This is a genomic window from Paraburkholderia rhizosphaerae (genome assembly GCF_004366595.1).
In the GTDB taxonomy this organism is placed as follows: Bacteria; Pseudomonadota; Gammaproteobacteria; order Burkholderiales; family Burkholderiaceae; genus Paraburkholderia; species Paraburkholderia rhizosphaerae.
In genome coordinates, this window is sequence record NZ_SORE01000010.1 from 227,169 (window position 1) to 247,518 (window position 20,350).

Below are 20,350 nucleotides of genomic sequence, written 5' to 3' on the forward strand. Positions count from 1 at the left end.
CCACTTGACGTGTCCGGATGATACGGATTGCAGAACATAGCAAGCGATTCTTTTGTTCCGCACGGCTGTAAAGCGGGTGCAAACGGGTGCGCGACCGCGCCGGGCCGACGTCCGTAGGGAAACCCCCGATGCGAAGATATGCGTTATGGAAGTATCATTTGCATCGACGCTGATCACGTCACACACAAGTCACATAAGTGTTACGCCGCTCGCCAAACTTGCCGAGCGGCTTTTCTTTTTGGGCTTTTCTTTTTGCACCTTCTCTTTTTAGCCCGTTGAAGTTCAGGCCACGCGTGCGCTCACGCGCTCGCCGTCGATACGCAGTGGTCCCGCTTCGCCGGCGAGATCTTCGATAATTTGCCGCACCAGCTTCGGCCATGTATTGCGCGGTGCCAGCATCGATGCGGCAGCGCGCATTGCGCTTGCGTTTTCGAGCATGTCGGTCAGCGCGTCGAAGTGCGTCGCGCGCACATCGAGCAGCCTGAACACGAGCAGCACCTTGAGCGCATTCTTCGCGTTGCGCGCCGGGTCCGCGCGCAGCCACGCGACACGTGAGAACGCGCGTTCAAGTGCCTGTTTCACGTGAACAAACGGTGCACCGTGCCCGGGAATCACCGTTGCGACATCGAGGCTCGCGATCAGTTCGAGCACCGCGTGCTGTTCGGCAAACCCGCTATCGCCATCCAGTTCCGGGAAAATCACGCCAAATCCGTTTTCCCACAGTGCGTCCGCACTGATCAGCACGCGTTCTTCCGCACAGTAGAGCATCAGCGAATCCGGATCATGGCCCGGTGCACCGAGCACTTGCCAATCGAGTGCGCCCAGTTCGATGTGTATCCCGGGCGTGAGCGTGCCGGTGGCGGAAAAAGGCTCGCAAAACTGGCCCGTTGCGCGGAAGGTCAGACGCGATTCATCCCATCGACGCACCGTGTCCGCTTCCGCTACGGGAATCAGTGTTTCGCACCGCCATGTTTGCTGCAGCAGCGCGTTGCCGCCGCAATGATCCGAATGCAGATGCGTGTTGACGATGTAGTCGAGCGCGCGTGCGCCGAGTGCGTGCTGCACGAGCGCGACGGTTTGCGGCGCGTGCGTCGCGTACCCTGTGTCGACCAGCGCGGTGCGACGGTCATCGACGAGCAGTACATTGTTCGACGATAGCCAGCCCCGTTCGAACACGCGTATCGATGCGGGCAGGTCGATCATCGCGCGCTGCCTTCGTCGGCGTGCTGCGCGGCAGGTTCCGCTTTCGGCATGACCAGGACCGTTGCGTTCGCAAGCATCACCGTTTCGTTGCGCTGGTTCATCGCGTTGCCGTCGAGTTGAACGAGATCGCCGTTCAGGCTTGGTTTCCACCATGCACTGCGCACTTGCCAGGTGAAAGTCAGCGTGTCGACGCTGCGTACGGCCTGCTTCAGCTTGATGTCGAACTCGAGGCCAAGCGGCTGCGCGTATTGCGAAAAGTGCGTCGCGACCAATGCCATCAGATACGCGCTCGGCTGCGTACCCGATGCGATCAGGCCGCCGAAGCGGCTTTGCGCCGCGTATGCATCGTCGTGATGTAACGGGTTCTGGTCGTTGACCAGCGTGGCGAACGATTTCACGGAATCCGCGGTCAGCACTAGCGTCGAGCTGAACCTTGCGCCGACGGTAACGACGCGCGGCGGCGCATTCATCGCAATGTCCCGCGTTGCGCGATCAGATGCCTATGCCGTGTTTCGAGCGCGTCCCAGACCGCGCGTTTGGTCGCTTCGTCAAATAACGACCAGTTCGCGATCTCGTCGATCGTGCGCAAACACCCGTCGCACCAGCCGGTCGCTTCGTCCATCCGGCAGATGTTGATGCACGGCGATGGCACCGCCACCGGCGGATCGTCCGTGCGGGACGCGTCGGTCGTCATACCGGCTCGCGCAAGGCGACGTCCGCGACCGGCGCGCCGGTCAGCGCGACCAGTTCCCGCGGCGACAGGTTGAACACCGCGTGCGGATGCCCCGCGGCGGCCCACAGACTCTCGAGCACGAGCAGATCGGCGTCGATCAGCGTGATCGGCGGCGTAGCGTGACCGATCGGACACACGCCGCCGATCGCGTAGCCGGTTTTTTCGCGGACGAACTTCGCGTCCGCGCGGCCGACTGCGCCGACGTGCGCGGCAACCTTGTGTTCATCGACCCGGTTTGCGCCGCTCGCCACGACCAGCACAGGCGCATCGTCGTCGCGGCGGCGAAACAGGATCGACTTCGCGATCTGCGCGACTGAGCAGCCAAGGCCAGCGGCCGCTTCGGCGGAGGTCTTGCCGGTCTCCGGCAGCATCACGATCTGGCCGGCGTGGCCGCGCTCGCGCAACAACAGCGCGACGCGGCGCGCGGCATCTGGCAGCGCGTCGAGATTGCCGGCGGCGGTGGAGTTCGGAAACGAAGCGTGGTCTGTCATTGTTTGCACTACCGGTTCTGGAATGGATTCAAGCGCAGCGTGGCTGGTCGCTGCGCGCCTTCGCGAGCAGAGCCTTGCCCGCGCGCGATACGTTCGGCCGTCCGATCGACGTCGAGATGAAGTCGCCGATCCCGACCACCTGCGCGAGATCGACGCCGGTTTCGATGCCAAGCCCGTCCATCAGATAGAGCACGTCTTCGGTCGCGACATTGCCGGTTGCGCCTTTCGCGTACGGGCAGCCTCCCAGCCCCGCGACCGACGCGTGAAAGATCGCGATGCCATCCTGCAGCGCCGCGTAGATATTCGCCAGCGCTTGACCATAGGTGTCGTGGAAGTGGCCGGACAGCCGCTCGCGCGGAAACACCTGCGTGACCGCGGCAAACACCTCTTTCGTGCGTTTGGGCGTGCCGACGCCGATCGTGTCGGCAATGTCGATCTCGTCGCAGCCGAGCGCCGCGAACCGTTCGACGACGTCGACCACTGACGCAACCGGCACTTCGCCCTGATACGGGCAGCCGAGCGAACACGAGACGCTGCCGCGCAGCCGCAGTCCATTTTCCTTCGCCGCGTGCGCGACGGGCGCGAAACGCTCGATGCTCTCCGCGATGCTGCAGTTGATGTTCTTCTGCGAGAACGCTTCGCTGGCCGCACCGAAGATCACGATTTCGTCGGCGGCTGCGGCGAGCGCCGCCTCGAAGCCGCGCAGGTTCGGCGTCAGCACCGAGTAGATCGTGTTCGCGCGACGCTCGATGCCGGCCATCACGTCAGCGGCATCCGCCATTTGCGGCACCCATTTCGGCGACACGAACGACGTGGTTTCGACGTTCGGAAAGCCGGCCGCCGAAAGCCTGTTGACGAGCTCGATCTTGAGGGCGGTCGGCACCTGCTCTTTTTCGTTCTGCAGCCCATCGCGCGGACCGACTTCGACGATCTTGACCTTTTGCGGGATTGCCATGTCGTTTCTCCGTGTGACTCTGTTCGGTGGCCGCGTCGGTCGCCGCGTCGGTCGCGTCAGTAACCGCGCGCGATGTCGACGATGCCGGTGACGGGTTCATTGCGCGTCAACGCGCCGATCTTCTGCGCAATCTGCGCGACGCTTTCGGCGCGCAGCGTAAGCGCCGAACTGTGCGGCGTGATCGTAATGCGCGGCTCGCTCCAGAATGGATGGCCGGCGGGCAGCGGTTCTTCGCGGAACACATCGAGCGTGGCAGCGGCAATCCGGCCGGTGTGAAGCGCATCCAGCAGATCGCGTTCGACCAGATGTGCGCCGCGCGCGACGTTGATCAGATACGCGTGATCCGCGAGCTTTGCGAATGTTCCCGCATTGAGTACGTCGTGAGTTTCCGGCGTATGCGGCAGCAGATTGACAAGCACCTTGACGCCGTCGAGGAATGCATCGAGCTGTGCCGGACCCGCATACGTCGCAATACCGTCGATGTGCCGGGCGCTGCGGCTGTAGCCACGCACCGGCAAGCCAAACGACGCGATAACTCGCGCAACGTGCGTGCCGAGTACGCCGAGCCCTAGCACGCCGACCGTAAACGATTCGCGCGGGTGCGGATCGAGTACATGCCAGCGGTGTTCGGCTTGCAGCAGTGCGTATTCGTCGAAGCGCCGCATGTAGCGCAGTACCGCGTGCACGACATACTCGGCCATTTGCTCAGCCATGCCGGTGTCTTCAAGCCGCACCAGCGGCACATTGGATGGCAACGTGCCGGGCTGCTCACGTTCGAGCGCGAGAATCGCGTCGACTCCGGCGCCCAGATTGAACACCGCGCGCAGGTCGCTTCGACCCGCGAGCATGTCGTGCGGCGGGCGCCAGACAATCGCGAAATCGGCCGGCGCGCGGTCGCCCGGTTGCCATTCGCGTACGTCGGCTTCCGGCAACGCACATCGCAGATCGGCGAGCCAGGCGGTGGCATCCGATTGCGGCGTGTAGAACAGAATCTTCATGCGAGCGACTCGTTGGTAAATCGACCGGGCGTCGGGGGCGCGCACGTTTGCCGCGACGCTGACCGTGGAGTGAGTCCAACGGGCGTCGCGGTTGAGGTATCCGCTTCGGCTCGTGTCTCCTGGAAAGCAAACGGTGGCATGCGCCGGTATCGAGACCGATCTTTTATTGGATAGCCCTCATTTTACTTTTTTCACGTACATGTGCGTTTGCCGGCATCTTAAGCGAGGGAAGCGGAAGGGCGTAGCGGACGAGTGTGGCGTTCGCTCGATATGTAAAGCATGAAAAATTGGTTCGACTGCACGCGCTCGCGCGCCACAATGATTTCTCCGACTCCGGCAGCGAGGAAAGAATCATGCTTTCATGCAAAACGTCGTTGTGGCCGCCCCGGCTCGTGACTGTGCCGGGCTTGCATGGCAGCGAGGATGCGCACTGGCAGACATGGCTCGAGCGGCAATTTGCACGTTCGTTGCGCGTCGAGCAGGCAGACTGGGATGCACCGAATCTTGACCGCTGGGCTCATTCGGTGGTCGAGTCGCTTGCTCAGTTGCGCGGCCCGTTTGTGCTGGCAGCGCATAGTTTTGGTTGCCTCGCAGCCGCTCACGCGCTGCAGCAGCGCGCACGACGTGCGAACTCCGCCGATGTGGTGGGCGTGCTGTTCGTCGCACCGGCAAGTCTGCGGAAGTTCGCGTTTGCCGGCTCGTTTGACGCGATGCGTGTTGGTGTGCCATCGATTCTGGTCGGCAGCGAAACAGACCCATGGATGCCGCTGGCGGGGGCACGCGAACTCGCGCGACGCTTCGGCAGCGCGTTCGTGAACCTGGGTGATGCGGGACATATCAACACGGCCGCGGGCTTTGGCCCGTGGCCGCGTGCAAAGTACTTCGTGGATACGTTGGCGCACTGCGCGGCGCCATTGCGATTTCGTGACGAAGTGAAGCCGTTCGAGCAAGCTTCACGGGCCGTAGTGTGACCGTGATGCGATCAGAACCAGTGGAACCCTTTCGCAATCAGCGTGCAGACACCGACCATGCCCGCCCATGTGATGTGGAAATCGGATCGTTGAGAACGACGGATTTCCTTGACGTCATTGCGCAACGATTTGATGTCTTCGTGAACATGCTCGAGCGAGGTCTCGACGCGCGTGGTACGTGTTTCCATGGCTTTCTCTCCAAATTGACGCAACCTGCCAGACGGCTTTTCGTTTGCACAGTGATTCATTGATTTCGAAAACATAGCCTACCCCTTTCTTCTCCTAAGCTGTGCTGTTTGTAGTGAGAAAAACAGCAGAACAGCAAGCCGTAAATACGGAAGCGAAACCGGCTCCGTGCTCCTTCGCGACTCGCGATAGAAAATATCGTACGGGATACTGATCGATACCGGAACTCAGCCGAATGGCATAGGCGAACATCAGGCAGAAATCAGAATGACAAAGGCCGCCTTCACAGGCGGCCTCGTCGTCTTCGCGCGGCATCACGCGAGTGTGCAGCCGCATGCGTGAGCATGCGGTTCAGCATCGGTCAGCCTGGCATTGCGTGGCCTTCGCAGCCGTGCTCGCAGCCGTGTTCCGCGCGCGGCATCTGCTGGGCCGTTTCCGCGCGCATACCAAGACGTGCAAGCAGTTTGCGGTCGGCTTCCGCTTGCGGATTGCTGGTCGTGAGCAACTGATCGCCATAGAAAATCGAATTCGCACCCGCGAAGAAGCACATCGCCTGCAACGCGTCGTCCATCTGCTCGCGGCCAGCCGACAGTCGTACCATCGCGCGCGGCATGGTGATCCGCGCAATCGCGATCGTGCGGACAAACTCGAACGGATCGATCGCTTCAGTGCCGGTGAGCGGGGTGCCTTCGACCTGCACCAGATTGTTGATCGGCACCGATTCCGGATACGGTTCCATGTTCGCGAGTTGCGTGATCAGACCGGCACGCTCACGTCGCGATTCACCGAGGCCGACAATGCCGCCGCAGCAAACGTTGATACCGGCGTCGCGTACCCGCTCGAGCGTATCGAGACGGTCCTGATACGTGCGTGTCGAGATAATCTGGCCGTAAAACTCCGGTGACGTGTCGAGGTTATGGTTGTAGTAGTCAAGGCCCGCTGCGGCGAGGTCTTGCGCCTGATGCGTTTCCAGCATGCCGAGCGTCACGCAGGTTTCGAGCCCCATCGCCTTTACGCCGCGAATCATTTCCTTGATCGGCTCGAGGTGGCGGTCCTTCGGATTGCGCCACGCGGCGCCCATGCAAAAACGCGTCGCGCCATTCTCTTTCGCGGTGCGAGCGGCCGTGAGCACCTCGTCGACCGGCATCAGTTTGTCGGCCTGCACGCCGGTGTCGTAGTGGACCGACTGCGGGCAGTACGCGCAATCTTCCTCGCAGCCGCCGGTCTTGATCGACAGCAGCGTGGACAGCTGTACTGCGTTCGGGTCGAAGTTTTCGCGGTGCGCTTGCTGCGCGCGAAACAGCAGATCGTTGAGCGGCAGTTCGTATAGCGCGACGACGTCGGCGACGCGCCAGCGTGCGCTTGGCGCGGCAGCAGCCTGGCCGGCGCCTTGCGACGCCGCCACCGCGGCATTGGCTTGAGACATTGCCTGGGTTGTCGGCTCGGTTGTCGATTGAGTCATGGGTTCAATCCTCATGGATGGATTCGAAAAAGATTCATCGCTGCGTCGCGCGCAGCGTTTGCAAAAGGCCCGCAATGTCGAGATGGCCAGCCGCCACATCTGGCGATGCAGGTTGCAGATGCGGCACGATGCCGACGAGCGGCGCTTCGTACTGGCGCGCCAGGCGCTCGCGTATCGCGTCGATATTTTCGTCGGCGAAACGCATTGCCGGGTCGACGCGGTTTGCTACCCAGCCGGCGATGCGCAGCCCGCGCGCGGCGATGGCTTCGGCCGTCAGCAGCGCATGGCTGATGCACCCGAGGCGCATGCCGACCACGAGCAGCACCGGCAGGTTCAGCTCGAGTGCGAGATCCGCGGTATCGTGCGCGTCGTCGAGCGGCACGCGAAACCCGCCGACGCCCTCGACGACCACGACATCCGCGGCGCGCAACGCCTGTGCGTGGCAGTCGACAATGCGCGCGATATCGAGCGCGACCTGTTCCTGTGCCGCGACGATATGCGGTGCCGCAGGTTCCTTCAGCAAATAGGGCGTGCGTATTTCAGGCGGAAGCGGCGCATTCGCGGCGGCGTCGAGCTGGTCCGCGTCTTCGTTGTGCCAGACGCCGTCCTGCTCGAACGCGCCGGCGGCAATCGGTTTCATCGCGGCCGCGCGCAAGCCTTCCCGCGCGAAGCCGCGCAGCAGCGCCGCGGACACGAGCGTCTTGCCGATCTCGGTGTCGGTGCCGGTGACGAACAGTGACAAGGCGGATGAACGCGCGCCGCTCATGACTGTGCTCCCGGCAGCACGGAAAACGCGGCCTCCAGCCGGTCGAGATCTCCGTGCGAGTGCGCGGCCGATAGCGAAATGCGCAACCGCGACGTGCCCTCGGGCACGGTCGGTGGCCGGATCGCGGGCACCCAAAGCCCGGCGCGATCGAGCGCGGCCGCGATGTCGAGTGTCGCTTCGTTTGCGCCGATGACGAGCGGCTGCACGGCGGTATTCGAATCGACCGGCAGCCACGGCGTCGCCTTCAGCAGCGTGCGCGTGCGTTCGATCAGCGTGCGCAGATGGGCGCGCCGCGCGTCGCCTTCGTCGCCGGCGATGATGCGCAGACTCGCCGAAACCGCGTGCGCGGCCGCGGGGACCGACGCGGTCGTGAAAATGTACGGGCGCGCGCGCTGCACGAGCCATTCGACAACCGTCTCGTGCCCGACGACGAACGCGCCGGAGACGCCCGCCGCCTTGCCGAGCGTGCCGATCGCGATCAGGTTCGGCGAGCGCAGCCCGGCCTGCGCGAGCGCGCCGCGGCCTTGCGGGCCGAGCACGCCGAAGCCGTGCGCATCGTCGACGACTAGCCACGCGCCGTGCTTTTCCGCCAGTTCGACGAGGCGTGCGAGCGGCGCGAGATCGCCGTCCATGCTGAACACGCTATCGGTGACGATCAGCTTCGTCGGCGCGTCCGACGCGTCGAGCATCGCAGCAAGCGCGTCGGCATCCGCATGCGGATAGATCTGCACGTCCGCGCGCGACAGACGCGCACCGTCGATCAGCGACGCGTGATTCAACGCATCCGAGAAGAGCATCGTGCCGCGGCCCGCGAGCGCGGTCAGTGTCGCGAGGTTGGCCATATAACCGGTGCTGAAATACAGCGCACGCGGCGCGTCGCAAAAGCCGCCGGCAAACTCGGCGAGTTCGTCCTCCAGTTGCGCATGCGCACGCGAATGGCCGCCCAGCAGATGTGAACCGCCGCTCCCCGCGCCGTAGCGCCGCGCGCCTTCGACGAGCGCCGCCACCAGCAGCGGGTGTGCGGCAAGACCGAGGTAATCGTTGCTCGCGAAGCCGATCACGTCGCGGCCGTCGACCGTCATATGCGCGGAGCACGGGCTATCCGAAATGCGCCGGCGCCGCCGCAGCCCTTGTGCGTCGAGCTCCGCGAGTCCGCGTTCGAGCCGCTCGAGTATCGACAACGACTGCGGCATCAGCAACCCTCCGCGACCGTTTCGTCGAAGATCTGCAGCGTGCGCGATGCGAGCCATTCGAGTTCGGCGGAATCCAGCACGTACGGCGGCATCAGGTAGACGGTCGTGCCGATCGGGCGCAGCAGTACTTCGCGTTGCAGCGCGTGCTCGAAAAAGCGCCTCGAGAAGGTCTTCGCGACACGCGGGTCGTCGATTGCGGCATCGAAGGCAACGATCGTCCCGCATTGGCGCAGGTTGCGCGCATGCGGATGCGTCGTCAGCGGTTCGAGCGCGGCGCGCAACTGCGCCGACTTTGCGGCATTGGCGGCGAGCACGTTGTCGCTCGCAAACAGGTCGAGTGTGGCAAGCGCCGCGCGGCACGCGAGTGGGTTGCCGGTATACGAGTGCGAATGCAGAAAGCCGCGCGTGGTGTCGTCGTCATAGAACGACTCGAAGATTTCGTCGCGCGACAATACGATCGACAACGGCAGATAGCCGCCGCTGATCCCCTTCGACAGACACAGAAAATCGGGCCACACGCCAGCCTGTTCGCACGCGAAGAAAGTGCCGGTGCGGCCGCAGCCGACTGCGATTTCATCGGCGATCAGATGCACACCATAGCGGTCGCATAGCGCGCGCAAGCCGGCGATGTACGACGCGTCATGCATCGCCATGCCGGCCGCGCACTGCACGAGCGGCTCGACGATCAGCGCCGCGATATTCGTGCCGCGTGCCTCGAACAGCATGCGCACGTTGTCGAGCGCACGGCGCGCGACATCCGCGGCCGTTTCGCCGTCGCTCGCGTGGCGCGCATCCGGCGACTCGACGACATGCGCGTGACGGATCAGCGGATCGTACGCGTCCCTGAAGAGCGCGACATCGGTCACGCCGAGCGCGCCGATTGTTTCGCCGTGGTATCCGTTCGCGACGCAGACAAACTCGCGCTTGAAGTCGTAGCCGCGATTGCGCCACGCGTGAAAACTCATCTTCAGCGCGATCTCGACTGCCGACGCGCCATCGGATGCGAAGAACGCATGACCGAGCGTGTGCCGGGTGAGCGCGGCGAGCCGCTCGGCCAGTTCGACCGCGGGTTCGTGCGTGCAGCCGGCGAGCATCGCGTGCTCGAGCGTGTCGAGCTGCGCCTTCAACGCCGCGTTGATGCGCGGATTCGCGTGGCCGAACAGATTGACCCACCACGAGCTGATTGCGTCGAGGTAGCGCCGGCCAGAACGGTCGTAGAGCCAGGGCCCGTCGCCGCGCGCGATCGGCAAAAGCGGCAGCCGCTCGTGATGTTTCATCTGCGTGCACGGATGCCAGACGGCGCGAAGACTGCGCGCGACCCAGTCGTCAGCGTTGGTGTCGCTGATCGTTGCGTGGGCTGTTCCGCGGGTTGTACCGCGGTTTCCGTTGGTTGCTTGCGTTTCCAAAACCACTCCGGGGCAAAACGCGTACAGGCTGCGCGGGTGCGGGAGCCGTGCACGGGTCATACGAATGCAAAAGGGCAAATCGGAGCGCTGACGCGCCCCGACTAACGCGGCGAGCGCGGGGGAGGCAGTGAGATTAACGCGTAATCGGGCGCAATGCACCATGTGGAAATTGTCGCGCGGCGCCCGTGCGGTGCTTGATTCGTAACGGTTTTTCGACGATCGATGCAGCTTCGCGCGGATCGCTTGCGAAAGACGCAAATCGATGCAGTTGACGACGTCAGAGTGAGCGGAACCGTCAGGAAGACATGTGGCGCGGATGGCACTGCGTCGGGCTGAGCGAAGCCACATCCCGCCTATCAAGATGAAGATATGAAAAAGGCGCAATCAGGTTGCGCCTTTGGTGGACTGCCGCGGGATGCCGCACTGAAGATCGTTCAGATCAATAGATCAATTGCTGGCGAGTGCCGGCTTGCTGTCGGACTTCGAATTGTTGTTGTCGTTGCCGTTTTCGGCCGTCTGCGTATCGGACGAGCTCTGCTTCCAGACCACTGTATCGTTCACCGCATACAGCCGGCACGGATCGCTGCTTTGCTTCTGGCAATTGGTCACGGCCATTGCCATCGGATCGTCGCCGCCCTCGGCCCACGACCAGGCGCCCGATGCCGACACCGCGAACGCGCGGCTCGGATACTGGTGCAGGAAGTTGCGATAGCCATTGCGGCCGGCATCGTCGATAAAGGGCACGGAGCCGACGGAATCGATCGATGCGAAGTCGGTCGGTTTCGGCTGCGAGGGCTCGGACACCTGGTACTGAACGCGCGTCGGCATGCCGATGCGCGCGAGGAAGCGTTCAACCGACGGCCACCAGATATGCACGCCGTCACGATCGCCGACGAGGCGATGCGCGTCGTTCTTGTACATGCCGAAGTCGACCATCTTCGAATTCGCGGCATGCGCGTCGTATGCGGCGTACATTTGCGACACGAGTTCCGGCGACCAGATCGAGTCGTTATCGCCGTACAGCCAGAGCGAGGGCACGCGTGCCTGTTCGCCATAGGTGCCGAACGCGCGCGTCAGGTTGCCTTGCCAGTCGGTGCACGCATCCTGACGCAGGCCGCCCGAGAAATTGATCAGTCCACGCACGCCCGATGCGGCGTCGGCGCCGTAAGCGATCGTCGCGAGACCGCCGTGCGAGGTGCCGGCGATCACGATGTGCTGGGCGTCGACATACGATTGCTTAGCCATGAAGTCGACCGTCGACGCGACGTCGGCCGCCTGGCTCAAGCCGTTGCGTTCGACGTTGCAGCCGTCCTGCACATACGTGCCACCCGACTGCGCGAAACCTTGCCGGTTTGGCGCAACCACCACATAACCGCGCCGCACGAACTCGCGCGCAAACGACACAGGGTCGCTGCGAGCCTGCGAGCGCGGGTCGCCGTGAATCTTGCCGTGGTTGAAGACGACGAGCGGGAACGGGCCCGGGCCATCGGGCTTGTAGATCGTCGTTTGCAGGGTGATCGACCCGTCCGGGCCGCCCGGAATGCCGATAACCTGTTCATTCAGATGAACGGTCGGCAGATAGTGGTCGTCATCGAACGCAATACGCGGCACGGTGGCGTTCGAAAGCGGGCCGCCATCGGTGGTCGTGCCCGCCTGCGCAGCGACCGTCGCGGCCAGTGCTGCACACGCCGCCACCATCGCACACCCCGTTCGGATTTTCCTGAACATCATCCGGTTACCCGCTTCCAATAACGCCTGAATATTGCCTGCCCGGTGTGAAGGTTTGGCCTGCTACAAGCAGACAAAACAGTTCACTTGCGTGTGGAACATGCGTTCACACGCCGATCGAATCGCACCGAATGAATGCCACTAAAGTCGGCGCCACCCCACGCACCGAAGAAGAACGTCACGCGATGTCGTCAAGGCACGCGTCGCATCAAAAAAGAACCCTGCTACGCTGGCCTGGACATCATGCGGGGGCGGTGTCTCCGCGCCTCCACAACGGACGTTCAAGACTATGGCTCGATCCTGGCACGACAATTTCCCTTTGTGCAATTCAGTACAAACCCCTGCCGCGCGAATTATGTTTGGAGAAACGCGTATGTCGCCACGCGAAGCCGCGCCGCTGCTGGTTGCGCGTAAAAATTGCGGCCTGAAAATGTCGTGGACAACCAACGAATCGGGCTGCGTCACAAACACAATTTAAAGGGAGCGGTCCCGAATATTTGTGTTCTTTCCGTGACGTGAAATAAATCTGTAATAAAAAAGATGAAGTCAGCGATCGCTTACGTCGCCGTCGACATAGCGCCATCGTCCGTCGTCGCCGCGTACGAACCGGCTCGATTCATGGAGCCGGTGCGCGCGTCCGCCAACCTTGTAACGGGCGACAAATTCGACTTCGGCATGCGTGTCATCGACGGCGGAGAAGCGTTTGATTTGCAGACCAAGCCAGCGTGGCGCGTCGCTCGCCGATGGATCCACGTCGAGGTCCGCGGGGCATGTATGCGGCGCCCAGGTTGCGCGCAGGTAGTCGGTATCGCCGAGCACGTATGCGCTATACCGCGAGCGCATCAGTTCGAGCGCGGTGGGCGCGGGCATGCCACCGTCGAGAAAGCGGCCGCAGCAGTCGGCAAAGCGCGGCCCGTGGCCCGCTGGTAACGACCGGCTGCGCTGTCCCTGCGCCGGCTCGGGCGTTGCGCCGCCGCATGGGCAGAGCGAAGGCCGTGCTGTCCTTGCCGCAACGTTCGGGTTTGCGCTGGATGTCATTGTGTCAATTCAGGCCGCGGGCAATCAGGATCTTCTGGATGTCGCTCGTGCCCTCGTAGATCTGGCAGACACGGACGTCACGATAGATGCGTTCGACCGGAAAGTCGCTTAGATAGCCGTAGCCGCCGTGTATCTGCAGTGCGGCCGAGCAGATCCGCTCGGCCGCTTCCGACGCGAACAGTTTCGCCATCGCGGCTTCCGTGAGGCACGGCTGCCCGGCGTCCTTCAGCGATGCGGCGTGCCAGATCAACTGTCGCGCCGCTTCGAGTTGCGTGGCCATCTCGGCGAGCCGGAACTGCACCGCCTGGTGTTCGAAAATCGGCTGGCCGAAGCTTTCGCGCTGTTTCGCGTAAGCGATTGCCGCTTCGAGCGCCGCGCGCGCCATCCCGACGCTTTGCGCGGCGATGCCGATGCGGCCGCCCTCAAGCCCCGACAACGCAATGCGATATCCGTCGCCTTCGTTGCCGATCAAATTCCCGGCCGGCACACGGCACTGCTCGAACACGATCTGCGCCGTATCGGAAGAATGCTGGCCAAGCTTGTCTTCGACGCGAGCGACGATATAACCCGGCGTATCCGTCGGCACGATAAACGCACTGATGCCGCGCTTACCGGCGTCGCGGTCGGTGACCGCCATCACGATCGCGAGGTCACCGTTCTTGCCGCTCGTAATGAACTGCTTGACGCCGTTCAGCACATACGCGCTGCCGTTGTCGATGCGCTGTGCGGTGGTGCGCAGCGCGGACGCGTCGGAGCCGGCTTGCGGTTCGGTCAGACAGAACGCGCCGAGCATGTCGCCACGGGCGAGCGGCGTCAGCCAGTCGCGCTTCTGCGCATCATTGCCATAAGTGAGAAGAATGCTGCACACCGGGCAATTGTTGACGGAGATCGCGGTCGATGTGCCGCCGTCGCCCGCTGCGATTTCCTCGAGAATCAGCGCGAGCGCCAGCGCGTCGAGACCGGCCCCACCCCAGTTGTCCGGCACCAGCACGCCGTACGCGCCGAGTTCGGCGAGGCCCTTGTGCACGTCGGCGGGGAATGTGCGGTCGCGGTCCCATTGCGCGGCATGCGGCGTGATTTCGGCGCGCACAAACGCACGTACCGCATCGCGGATCATCAAGTGATCCTGATCGAGCACCATCGGCGCGTCTCCTGTTCGTTGCCGATCGCGGAGGTCCGCGGTCCGCGATCGTTGAAGCTTTACCAGTCGAGCGGCGTGCCGTCGTATTTCCGCGCCGTTATCACAGCAGTTCGATGCCCATCGCGGTCGCTTCTCCGCCGCCGATGCACAGGCTCGCGACGCCACGCTTGAGCCCGCGATGCTTCAACGCGCCGAGCAGCGTCACCAGAATGCGCGCGCCGGACGCGCCGATCGGGTGACCGAGCGCGCACGCGCCGCCGTGCACATTGACTTTCGCATGCGGCAAACCGTGCTCTTTCATTGCTGCCATCGTCACCACCGCAAACGCTTCGTTGATCTCGTACAGATCGACGTCGTCCTCGCGCCAGCCGTTTTTGTCGAACAGTTTGCGCAGCGCGCCGACCGGTGCGGTCGTGAATTTCGCCGGTTCCTGAGCGAACGTCGTATGGCCGACCACGCGCGCGAGCGGCGTGACGCCAAGCCGCTGCGCGGTCGACGCGCGCATCATCACGAGCGCCGCGGCGCCGTCCGAAATGGACGACGAGTTCGCTGCGGTGACCGTACCTGTTTTGCTGAAAGCGGGCTTGAGCGACGCAATCTTGTCGAGATTCGCCTTGAACGGCTGTTCGTCACGCTCGACGAGCACGTCGCCTTTGCGGCTTGTCACGGTAACCGGTGCGATTTCCCACGCGAACGAACCGTCTTCGTTCGCGCGTTTGGCGCGCGTCAGCGATTCGATCGCGAACGCGTCCTGTGCTTCGCGTGTGAAGTCGAACGACGCTGCGCATTCCTCGGCGAACGTGCCCATCAGCCGGCCCTTGTCATACGCGTCCTCGAGGCCGTCGAGAAACATATGGTCGAGCACCTGGCCGTGGCCCATCCGCATGCCGCCGCGCGCCTTCGGCAGCAGGTACGGCGCGTTCGTCATGCTCTCCATGCCGCCCGCCACGATCACGTCGGCTGAACCCGCGGCCAGCATGTCGTGCGCGAACATCGCCGCGCGCATGCCGGAGCCGCACATCTTGTTGACCGTCGTGCAGCCGGTCGCGAGCGGCAGGCCCGCGCCGAGCGCCGCCTGGCGCGCCGGCGCCTGGCCCTGGCCGGCGGGCAGCACGCAGCCGATCACCGCTTCGTCGATCTGCCCGGGTTTGAGCCCCGCGCGCGCTACCGCCGCACCGATCGCGGCCGCGCCGAGCTGCGGCGCGGTGAGCGCGGTGAAATCGCCCTGGAACGCCGCGATCGGCGTGCGCGCGGCGGCAACGATGACAATCGGATCGTTTGTCTCACTCATGTTTCAGCTCCTTGATCACGCCGTGGACGACCTCGGACACGTCGCCGAGCTTCGCGGCATCGGCGGCCACGACATCGTTTTCAGCTTCATGCGCATGGCTGGCCGACACCGCTGCGACGCAGTGCGCATACTTCGCTTCGAGTTGCCCCGGATCGTCGATTGTCATGCCGAGGTCGCGCACGCGGCCGTCGTGCACACCGTACGCCCAGCCATGAATGGTCAGATCCTGGCCGCGCGCCCACGCATCGGTGACGCTCGTCGTACGGCACACGTTGACGACCTGCTCGATCGCATTGAGCTCGACAAGACGCCGGTGCCGCGCGTCACCGATCGGCCATTGATCGAGCAGTTCGGCGTGTTTCGCGCGCACGTCCTGCACGTGATGCAGCCAGTTGTCCGCGAGGCCGACGCGCCGGCCGAGTAGTGCGGCGCCGACGCCCGAGCAGCCGTAGTGGCCGACCACGAGAATGTGCTTGACCTTCAGCAGATCGACGGCGAACTGGATCACCGACAGACAGTTCAGATCGCTGTGCACAACGACGTTCGCGATATTCCTGTGCACGAACACTTCGCCCGGCGGCAAGCCGATGATCTGATTCGCCGGCACGCGCGAGTCCGAGCAGCCGATCCACAGATACTCAGGCGTCTGCTGATGCGCGAGACGCGAGAAGTAGTCGGGGTCTTCGGACAGCTTGCGGTTGACCCACGCCTCGTTGTTGTCGAACAGGTGCGCGAGCGGGTGAGGAGTAGGAGTAGCGTTGGTAGTCATGATCGGTCGAAGCCGTGAGTGGCGTGATAAGGACCGGCATGCCGGTCCGTTGAAAGGTGCGATGCCGGCGCGCCGCGCGAGTCGCTCGGGTGCAGTCGTTCATGCGTGCGCCGTATCGGATGCTTCATGCGATATCTCATGCGGCGCGCGCGGCCGGCGCCGTCGCAGGCGCGAAGCGCTCCGGGTAGCGGTTGCGAAATCGCAGGCCGCGGTCATACGGATAAAAGTCGGGCAGTTCGCCTTTGAGAATGTGGTCCTTGTGTCGCTGCCACAGCGCGGGATCGAAAAAATCCGCGTGATGCCGGATAAAAGACTTGCGCACGCGCGGGTCGCCCAGCAAAAACGTACCGTAAGTCTCGGGAAAGATGTCGTGCTGGCCGACCGTGTACCACGGTTCGCCGGACATCTCGTCTTCTTCGTTGCGCGGCGGCGGCACCGCGCGCACATTGCAATCGGTCAGGTATTCGATCTCGTCGTAATCGTAGAACACCACGCGGCCGTGCCGCGTGACACCGAAGTTCTTGTACAGCATGTCGCCCGGAAAGATATTCGCCTGCATCAATTCCTTGACCGCGTCGCCGTATTCCTTGATTGCGTGGTCGATGTCGTCGTCGGTGCCGCTTTGCAGGAACAGGTTAAGCGGCACCATGCGCCGCTCGATATACAGATGCTCGATCACGAGGTTGTCGCCTTCATATTCGAGCAGCGACGGCGCTTCTTTCTGCAACTCGCGCAACAGCGCATCGTCGATGCGCGACAGCGGCAGCGCGACGCTCGAATATTCGAGCGTGTCGGCCATCCGGCCAAGCCGGTCGTGACGCTTGACGAGCTGATACTTCTCCTCGATTTGCGCGCGCGTCGTGTCCTTCGGTGGCGGGAATTGATCCTTGATCAACTTGAACACGTACGGGAACGAAGGCAGCGTGAACACAAGCATCACCAGGCCCTTGATGCCGGGCGCAACGGTGAACAGATCGCTCGAGTGCGACAGATGATGCAACAGGTCGCGATAAAACAGATTCTTGCCCTGCTTCTGCAAGCCGACCGATGTGTAAATTTCCGCTTTCGGTTTGCCCGGCATCACCGTGCCGAGAAACTCGACAAACGCGGATGGCACTTCCATGTCGACCAGAAAATACGAGTGCGAAAAGCTGAAGATGATCAGCAACTGCTCTCGTTTGAGCAGTACCGTGTCGAGCGCGAGCAGGCCTGGCCGCACATGATGAACCGGTATTGCAAACGGCACCAGCAGATCGCCGTTGATTACGCGCCCGACTATATACGCAGCCTTGTTGCGGAAGAATAGCGACGACAGCACGTGAATCTGGAAGTTGGGTGCCTCGACGAACTGGCCGAACGTGTCGTGAATCGACTGCAGTACGCAACTCACGTCGCGCTTCAGATCTTCGAACGGCGGGTCGAGCTGGAAATTCGTGACGATGCGCTCGAGCGTTTCAGCAAAGCCGTCCTTGCCCGGGTAATAGGCGCGATACGTCGGCTTCGCCGCGGGCTCGTCGTTCTCGATGTACTCGGTCGAAATCGCCGGGCGCACGAATATGAAGTCGTTGTTGAAATAGGAGCGGTGCAGGATTTTGCAGCAAACGGAATTGAAGAACGTCTCCGCGCATTCAGGCTGACGGTGCGCAGTGAGCAGGCCGATATAGTGCAACTTGATCTGCTGCCAGACTTCGTTGTCGATATTTTCCGCGTCGTAGTCGTCTTCGAGTCGTTCGACACATTCCCGCACGCGCTCGTCGTACGACGTGATGCGTTCGCGCGCGAGGCGCGCAATGCCGTGCCAGTCCGCTGCTTCGAACAGATCTTTCGCGTCGATCGCCGCATCGCGGAAGATCCGGTAGTGCCGGTCGAAGCCTTCGAGCATCGCTTGCGCGACGTCGAAGCCGATTTGCGACGACAGCAGTTTAGGAAAATGATTCATGTCGACCGTGCATTCAACAATGTCGTGAGGACACCCGTTATTGTAGCGTTCGCGCAAGCCGCGTCTGCGGTATGTGCGTCAGTTCCGTTCCGGCTGAGCGCTGGTATGGGGGCGAGGAGCTTCCTGTTCCTGCGGTTGCTTGTCCCGCGGCGTTTGCCGGTGCGTGCGCGGTTGTGCCTGCTTTCCGCCGCGCTCGAGCAGCGCGCGCGCCTGTGCTTCGTATTGCGCGAGATCTTCGAGCGTCGCGTTCAGATCCTCGCGCTGCCGCTCGAGTACTTCGCGATGACGAACGACGGTCGCAAGGAATGCATGCAGTTGCGGCACCGTGTCGGTTGGCGATTCATACAGGTCCAGCAGATCGCGAATTTCCGAAAGCGTGAAGCCGAGGCGCTTGCCGCGCAGCGTCAGCTTCAACCGCGTGCGATCGCGGCCGGAATACACACGACGCAAGCCGCTTGAACCTTCGCGGCTCGGCGAGAGTAAACCCTGGTCTTCGTAGAAGCGGATTGCACGCGGCGTGACGTCGAATTCGCGTGCGAGCTCGGTGATCGTGTATTGCACCGTCATGGTTCGGCTTTCCGATGGGGCAGCCCGGCCGCCTGCCGGGCATGATCCCGAATTGGGCGATAGAATGGACGTTTACGTTATCGTCAACTTGCGCAAAGTGCAACGGCGCCTGGCGTGACCACACCGGGCGCGCGGCATCGCATTGACGCGGCCGCGCGGCCCGTTTGCAGCGAGCAGGTTTTTTCCGATGAATGCACTCGAACATCAACTCGACTACCCCTTTGGCGATTCGCTACCCGAGCCGGGCACCGCGCACGAAGTCGCGCCCGGCGTGCACTGGCTGCGCATGCCGCTGCCGTTTGCGCTCGACCACATCAACCTGTGGCTGCTGCGCGATGAAATCGACGGGCAGTCTGGCTGGACAGTAATCGATTGCGGCATCGCATCGGATACGATCAAGGCCAACTGGGAGCGCGTGTTCGATACCGGACTCGACGGCTTGCCAGTGCTGCGTGTGATCGTTACGCACTGTCACCCGGATCATCTCGGTCTTGCGCACTGGGTCTGTGAAGGGGGCGACCGGCACCGCTGGCAAGTGCGCTTGTGGATGTCGCTCGGCGAGTATGTGCTGGGCCGCGTGATGGCTACCGGCGCGGGTTCGAACGCGGGCGGGGAAGGCGCCGCGCGGCATTTCGCGCAGCACGGACTCGCAGACCCCGAGTTGCTTGATCGACTGCGCAATCGCAACAGTTATTACCCCAGCCTCGTGCCTGCGATTCCGGGCCAGTACTGGCGCATGCGCGAAGGCGATGGAGTTGAAATTGGCGGTCGCACATGGCGTATGGTCACCGGATTCGGTCACTCGCCCGAACACTGCGCGCTGCATTGCGAAGACGCGCGCGTGCTGATTTCCGGCGATATGGTGTTGCCGCGCATCTCGACGAATGTGTCGGTGTTCGACATCGAGCCGGAAGGCAACCCGCTCGAGCTTTATCTGCAGTCGCTCGGGCGCTACGAACCGATGGCGGCCGACACGCTTGTGCTGCCCTCGCATGGCAAGCCGTTTCGCGGTTTGCACACACGTATTGCGCAGTTGCGCGACCATCACGCGGCGCGGCTTGACGACGTACGTGCGGCCTGCGCGGAAGAGCCGCGCAGCGCCGCCGATATCGTGCCGCTGATGTTCCGTCGCAAGCTCGACCTGCATCAACTGACATTTGCGATGGGCGAGGCGCTCGCCCATCTGCATTTGCTATGGCATGCAGGGGAACTGAAGCGCGTTAAAGATGCGGACGGTGTGACGCGCTTTCACCCGTGACGGGAGGCCCGCCAAGCGGCGCGTTCACGGCTCGTGACGCAAATAGCCGACCTTCGATGGGTCGCGCATCCTGAGCGACACAACCAGACCGATCGCGCACATCGCGGATACGTACCAGTAGAAGTTCGTCTCACTGCCTGCTTGCTTGAGCCACAGCGCGACATATTCGGCCGAGCCACCGAAGATCGCATTGGCCACCGCGTACGACAGCCCGACGCCGAGCGCGCGCACTTCAGGCGGGAACATCTCCGCCTT

20 protein-coding genes and 1 pseudogene are annotated in these 20,350 nt (G+C 63.2%); 2 read left to right on the forward strand and 19 right to left on the reverse strand.

The features are described 5' to 3' along the window. Window positions 1-282: 282 nt before the first annotated feature. From BX592_RS15450 to BX592_RS15475, 6 genes are read right to left on the reverse strand one after another with little or no spacing between them, the layout of a single operon-like run. Window positions 283-1,203 carry an MBL fold metallo-hydrolase gene (locus BX592_RS15450; protein WP_134192690.1) on the reverse strand — a complete coding sequence of 307 codons (921 nt, stop codon included), beginning with the start codon at window positions 1,201-1,203 and terminating at the stop codon, window positions 283-285. Then, window positions 1,200-1,673, reverse strand: a complete 474-nt coding sequence (locus BX592_RS15455; protein ID WP_134192691.1) for a MaoC family dehydratase — start codon at window positions 1,671-1,673, stop codon at window positions 1,200-1,202. Before BX592_RS15455 ends, BX592_RS15450 begins: the two co-directional genes overlap by 4 nt. After that, window positions 1,670-1,897, reverse strand: coding sequence for a DUF1289 domain-containing protein (locus BX592_RS15460; protein WP_134192692.1), 228 nt, complete (start codon window positions 1,895-1,897; stop codon window positions 1,670-1,672). The genes BX592_RS15455 and BX592_RS15460 overlap by 4 nt, the downstream gene beginning before the upstream one ends. Next, window positions 1,894-2,427, reverse strand: a complete 534-nt coding sequence (locus BX592_RS15465; protein ID WP_134192693.1) for a YbaK/EbsC family protein — start codon at window positions 2,425-2,427, stop codon at window positions 1,894-1,896. Before BX592_RS15465 ends, BX592_RS15460 begins: the two co-directional genes overlap by 4 nt. A gap of 28 nt (window positions 2,428-2,455) precedes the next feature. Next, the gene (locus BX592_RS15470) at window positions 2,456-3,382 is read right to left on the reverse strand and encodes a hydroxymethylglutaryl-CoA lyase (protein ID WP_134192694.1); all 927 of its coding nucleotides are present in this window, start codon (window positions 3,380-3,382) and stop codon (window positions 2,456-2,458) included. A gap of 56 nt (window positions 3,383-3,438) precedes the next feature. Beyond that, entirely contained in the window at window positions 3,439-4,380 is a 942-nt protein-coding gene (locus BX592_RS15475; protein WP_134192695.1) for a 2-hydroxyacid dehydrogenase, read from the reverse strand. 353 nt (window positions 4,381-4,733) lie between these two features. Between BX592_RS15475 and BX592_RS15480 the strand changes: the two genes are divergently transcribed. Further along, the gene (locus BX592_RS15480; RefSeq protein WP_134192696.1) at window positions 4,734-5,351 is read left to right on the forward strand and encodes an RBBP9/YdeN family alpha/beta hydrolase; all 618 of its coding nucleotides are present in this window, start codon (window positions 4,734-4,736) and stop codon (window positions 5,349-5,351) included. 11 nt (window positions 5,352-5,362) lie between these two features. Here the strand turns inward: BX592_RS15480 and BX592_RS33820 are convergent, their stop codons facing one another. The 12 genes from BX592_RS33820 to BX592_RS15535 all read right to left on the reverse strand — a co-directional run bounded on the left by BX592_RS33820 (window position 5,363) and on the right by BX592_RS15535 (window position 18,837). Continuing rightward, window positions 5,363-5,539, reverse strand: a complete 177-nt coding sequence (locus BX592_RS33820; protein ID WP_166676362.1) for a hypothetical protein — start codon at window positions 5,537-5,539, stop codon at window positions 5,363-5,365. Window positions 5,540-5,898: 359 nt separating this feature from the next. Next, window positions 5,899-6,999 (reverse strand): biotin synthase BioB, encoded by a 1,101-nt coding sequence (bioB, locus tag BX592_RS15485; RefSeq protein ID WP_243849553.1) that lies wholly within the window; start codon window positions 6,997-6,999, stop codon window positions 5,899-5,901. Between the two features lie 34 nt (window positions 7,000-7,033). Next, a complete protein-coding gene (gene bioD, locus BX592_RS15490; protein ID WP_134192697.1) occupies window positions 7,034-7,765 on the reverse strand; it encodes a dethiobiotin synthase in 732 nt (243 codons plus the stop codon). Beyond that, entirely contained in the window at window positions 7,762-8,958 is a 1,197-nt protein-coding gene (bioF, locus tag BX592_RS15495) for an 8-amino-7-oxononanoate synthase (protein ID WP_377681558.1), read from the reverse strand. Before bioF ends, bioD begins: the two co-directional genes overlap by 4 nt. Further along, window positions 8,958-10,235, reverse strand: a complete 1,278-nt coding sequence (gene bioA, locus BX592_RS15500) for an adenosylmethionine--8-amino-7-oxononanoate transaminase (protein WP_377681559.1) — start codon at window positions 10,233-10,235, stop codon at window positions 8,958-8,960. Before bioA ends, bioF begins: the two co-directional genes overlap by 1 nt. A gap of 576 nt (window positions 10,236-10,811) precedes the next feature. Further along, window positions 10,812-12,095, reverse strand: coding sequence for a dienelactone hydrolase family protein (locus BX592_RS15505; RefSeq protein WP_134192699.1), 1,284 nt, complete (start codon window positions 12,093-12,095; stop codon window positions 10,812-10,814). Between the two features lie 543 nt (window positions 12,096-12,638). Further along, window positions 12,639-13,130, reverse strand: a complete 492-nt coding sequence (locus tag BX592_RS15510) for a YchJ family protein (protein WP_134192700.1) — start codon at window positions 13,128-13,130, stop codon at window positions 12,639-12,641. Window positions 13,131-13,134: 4 nt separating this feature from the next. After that, window positions 13,135-14,271: an acyl-CoA dehydrogenase family protein gene (locus BX592_RS15515; RefSeq protein WP_134192701.1), complete on the reverse strand. Its 1,137-nt coding sequence runs from the start codon at window positions 14,269-14,271 to the stop codon at window positions 13,135-13,137. A gap of 100 nt (window positions 14,272-14,371) precedes the next feature. Next, window positions 14,372-15,562 (reverse strand): acetyl-CoA C-acetyltransferase, encoded by a 1,191-nt coding sequence (locus BX592_RS15520; protein ID WP_134192702.1) that lies wholly within the window; start codon window positions 15,560-15,562, stop codon window positions 14,372-14,374. Continuing rightward, window positions 15,555-16,331 carry a carbonate dehydratase gene (gene can, locus BX592_RS15525; protein WP_134192703.1) on the reverse strand — a complete coding sequence of 259 codons (777 nt, stop codon included), beginning with the start codon at window positions 16,329-16,331 and terminating at the stop codon, window positions 15,555-15,557. The genes BX592_RS15520 and can overlap by 8 nt, the downstream gene beginning before the upstream one ends. Before the next feature lie 136 nt (window positions 16,332-16,467). Next, window positions 16,468-18,270, reverse strand: coding sequence for a bifunctional isocitrate dehydrogenase kinase/phosphatase (gene aceK, locus BX592_RS15530; protein ID WP_134192704.1), 1,803 nt, complete (start codon window positions 18,268-18,270; stop codon window positions 16,468-16,470). A 78-nt stretch (window positions 18,271-18,348) separates the two neighbouring features. Continuing rightward, window positions 18,349-18,837: a MerR family transcriptional regulator gene (locus tag BX592_RS15535; protein WP_166676363.1), complete on the reverse strand. Its 489-nt coding sequence runs from the start codon at window positions 18,835-18,837 to the stop codon at window positions 18,349-18,351. A 187-nt stretch (window positions 18,838-19,024) separates the two neighbouring features. Between BX592_RS15535 and BX592_RS15540 the strand changes: the two genes are divergently transcribed. Further along, the gene (locus BX592_RS15540; protein WP_134192705.1) at window positions 19,025-20,095 is read left to right on the forward strand and encodes an MBL fold metallo-hydrolase; all 1,071 of its coding nucleotides are present in this window, start codon (window positions 19,025-19,027) and stop codon (window positions 20,093-20,095) included. Between the two features lie 24 nt (window positions 20,096-20,119). On the opposite strand, the pseudogene BX592_RS15545 reads toward BX592_RS15540, so the two are convergent. Next, a pseudogene (locus tag BX592_RS15545) lies at window positions 20,120-20,350 on the reverse strand (alpha-ketoglutarate permease); the annotation flags it as partial.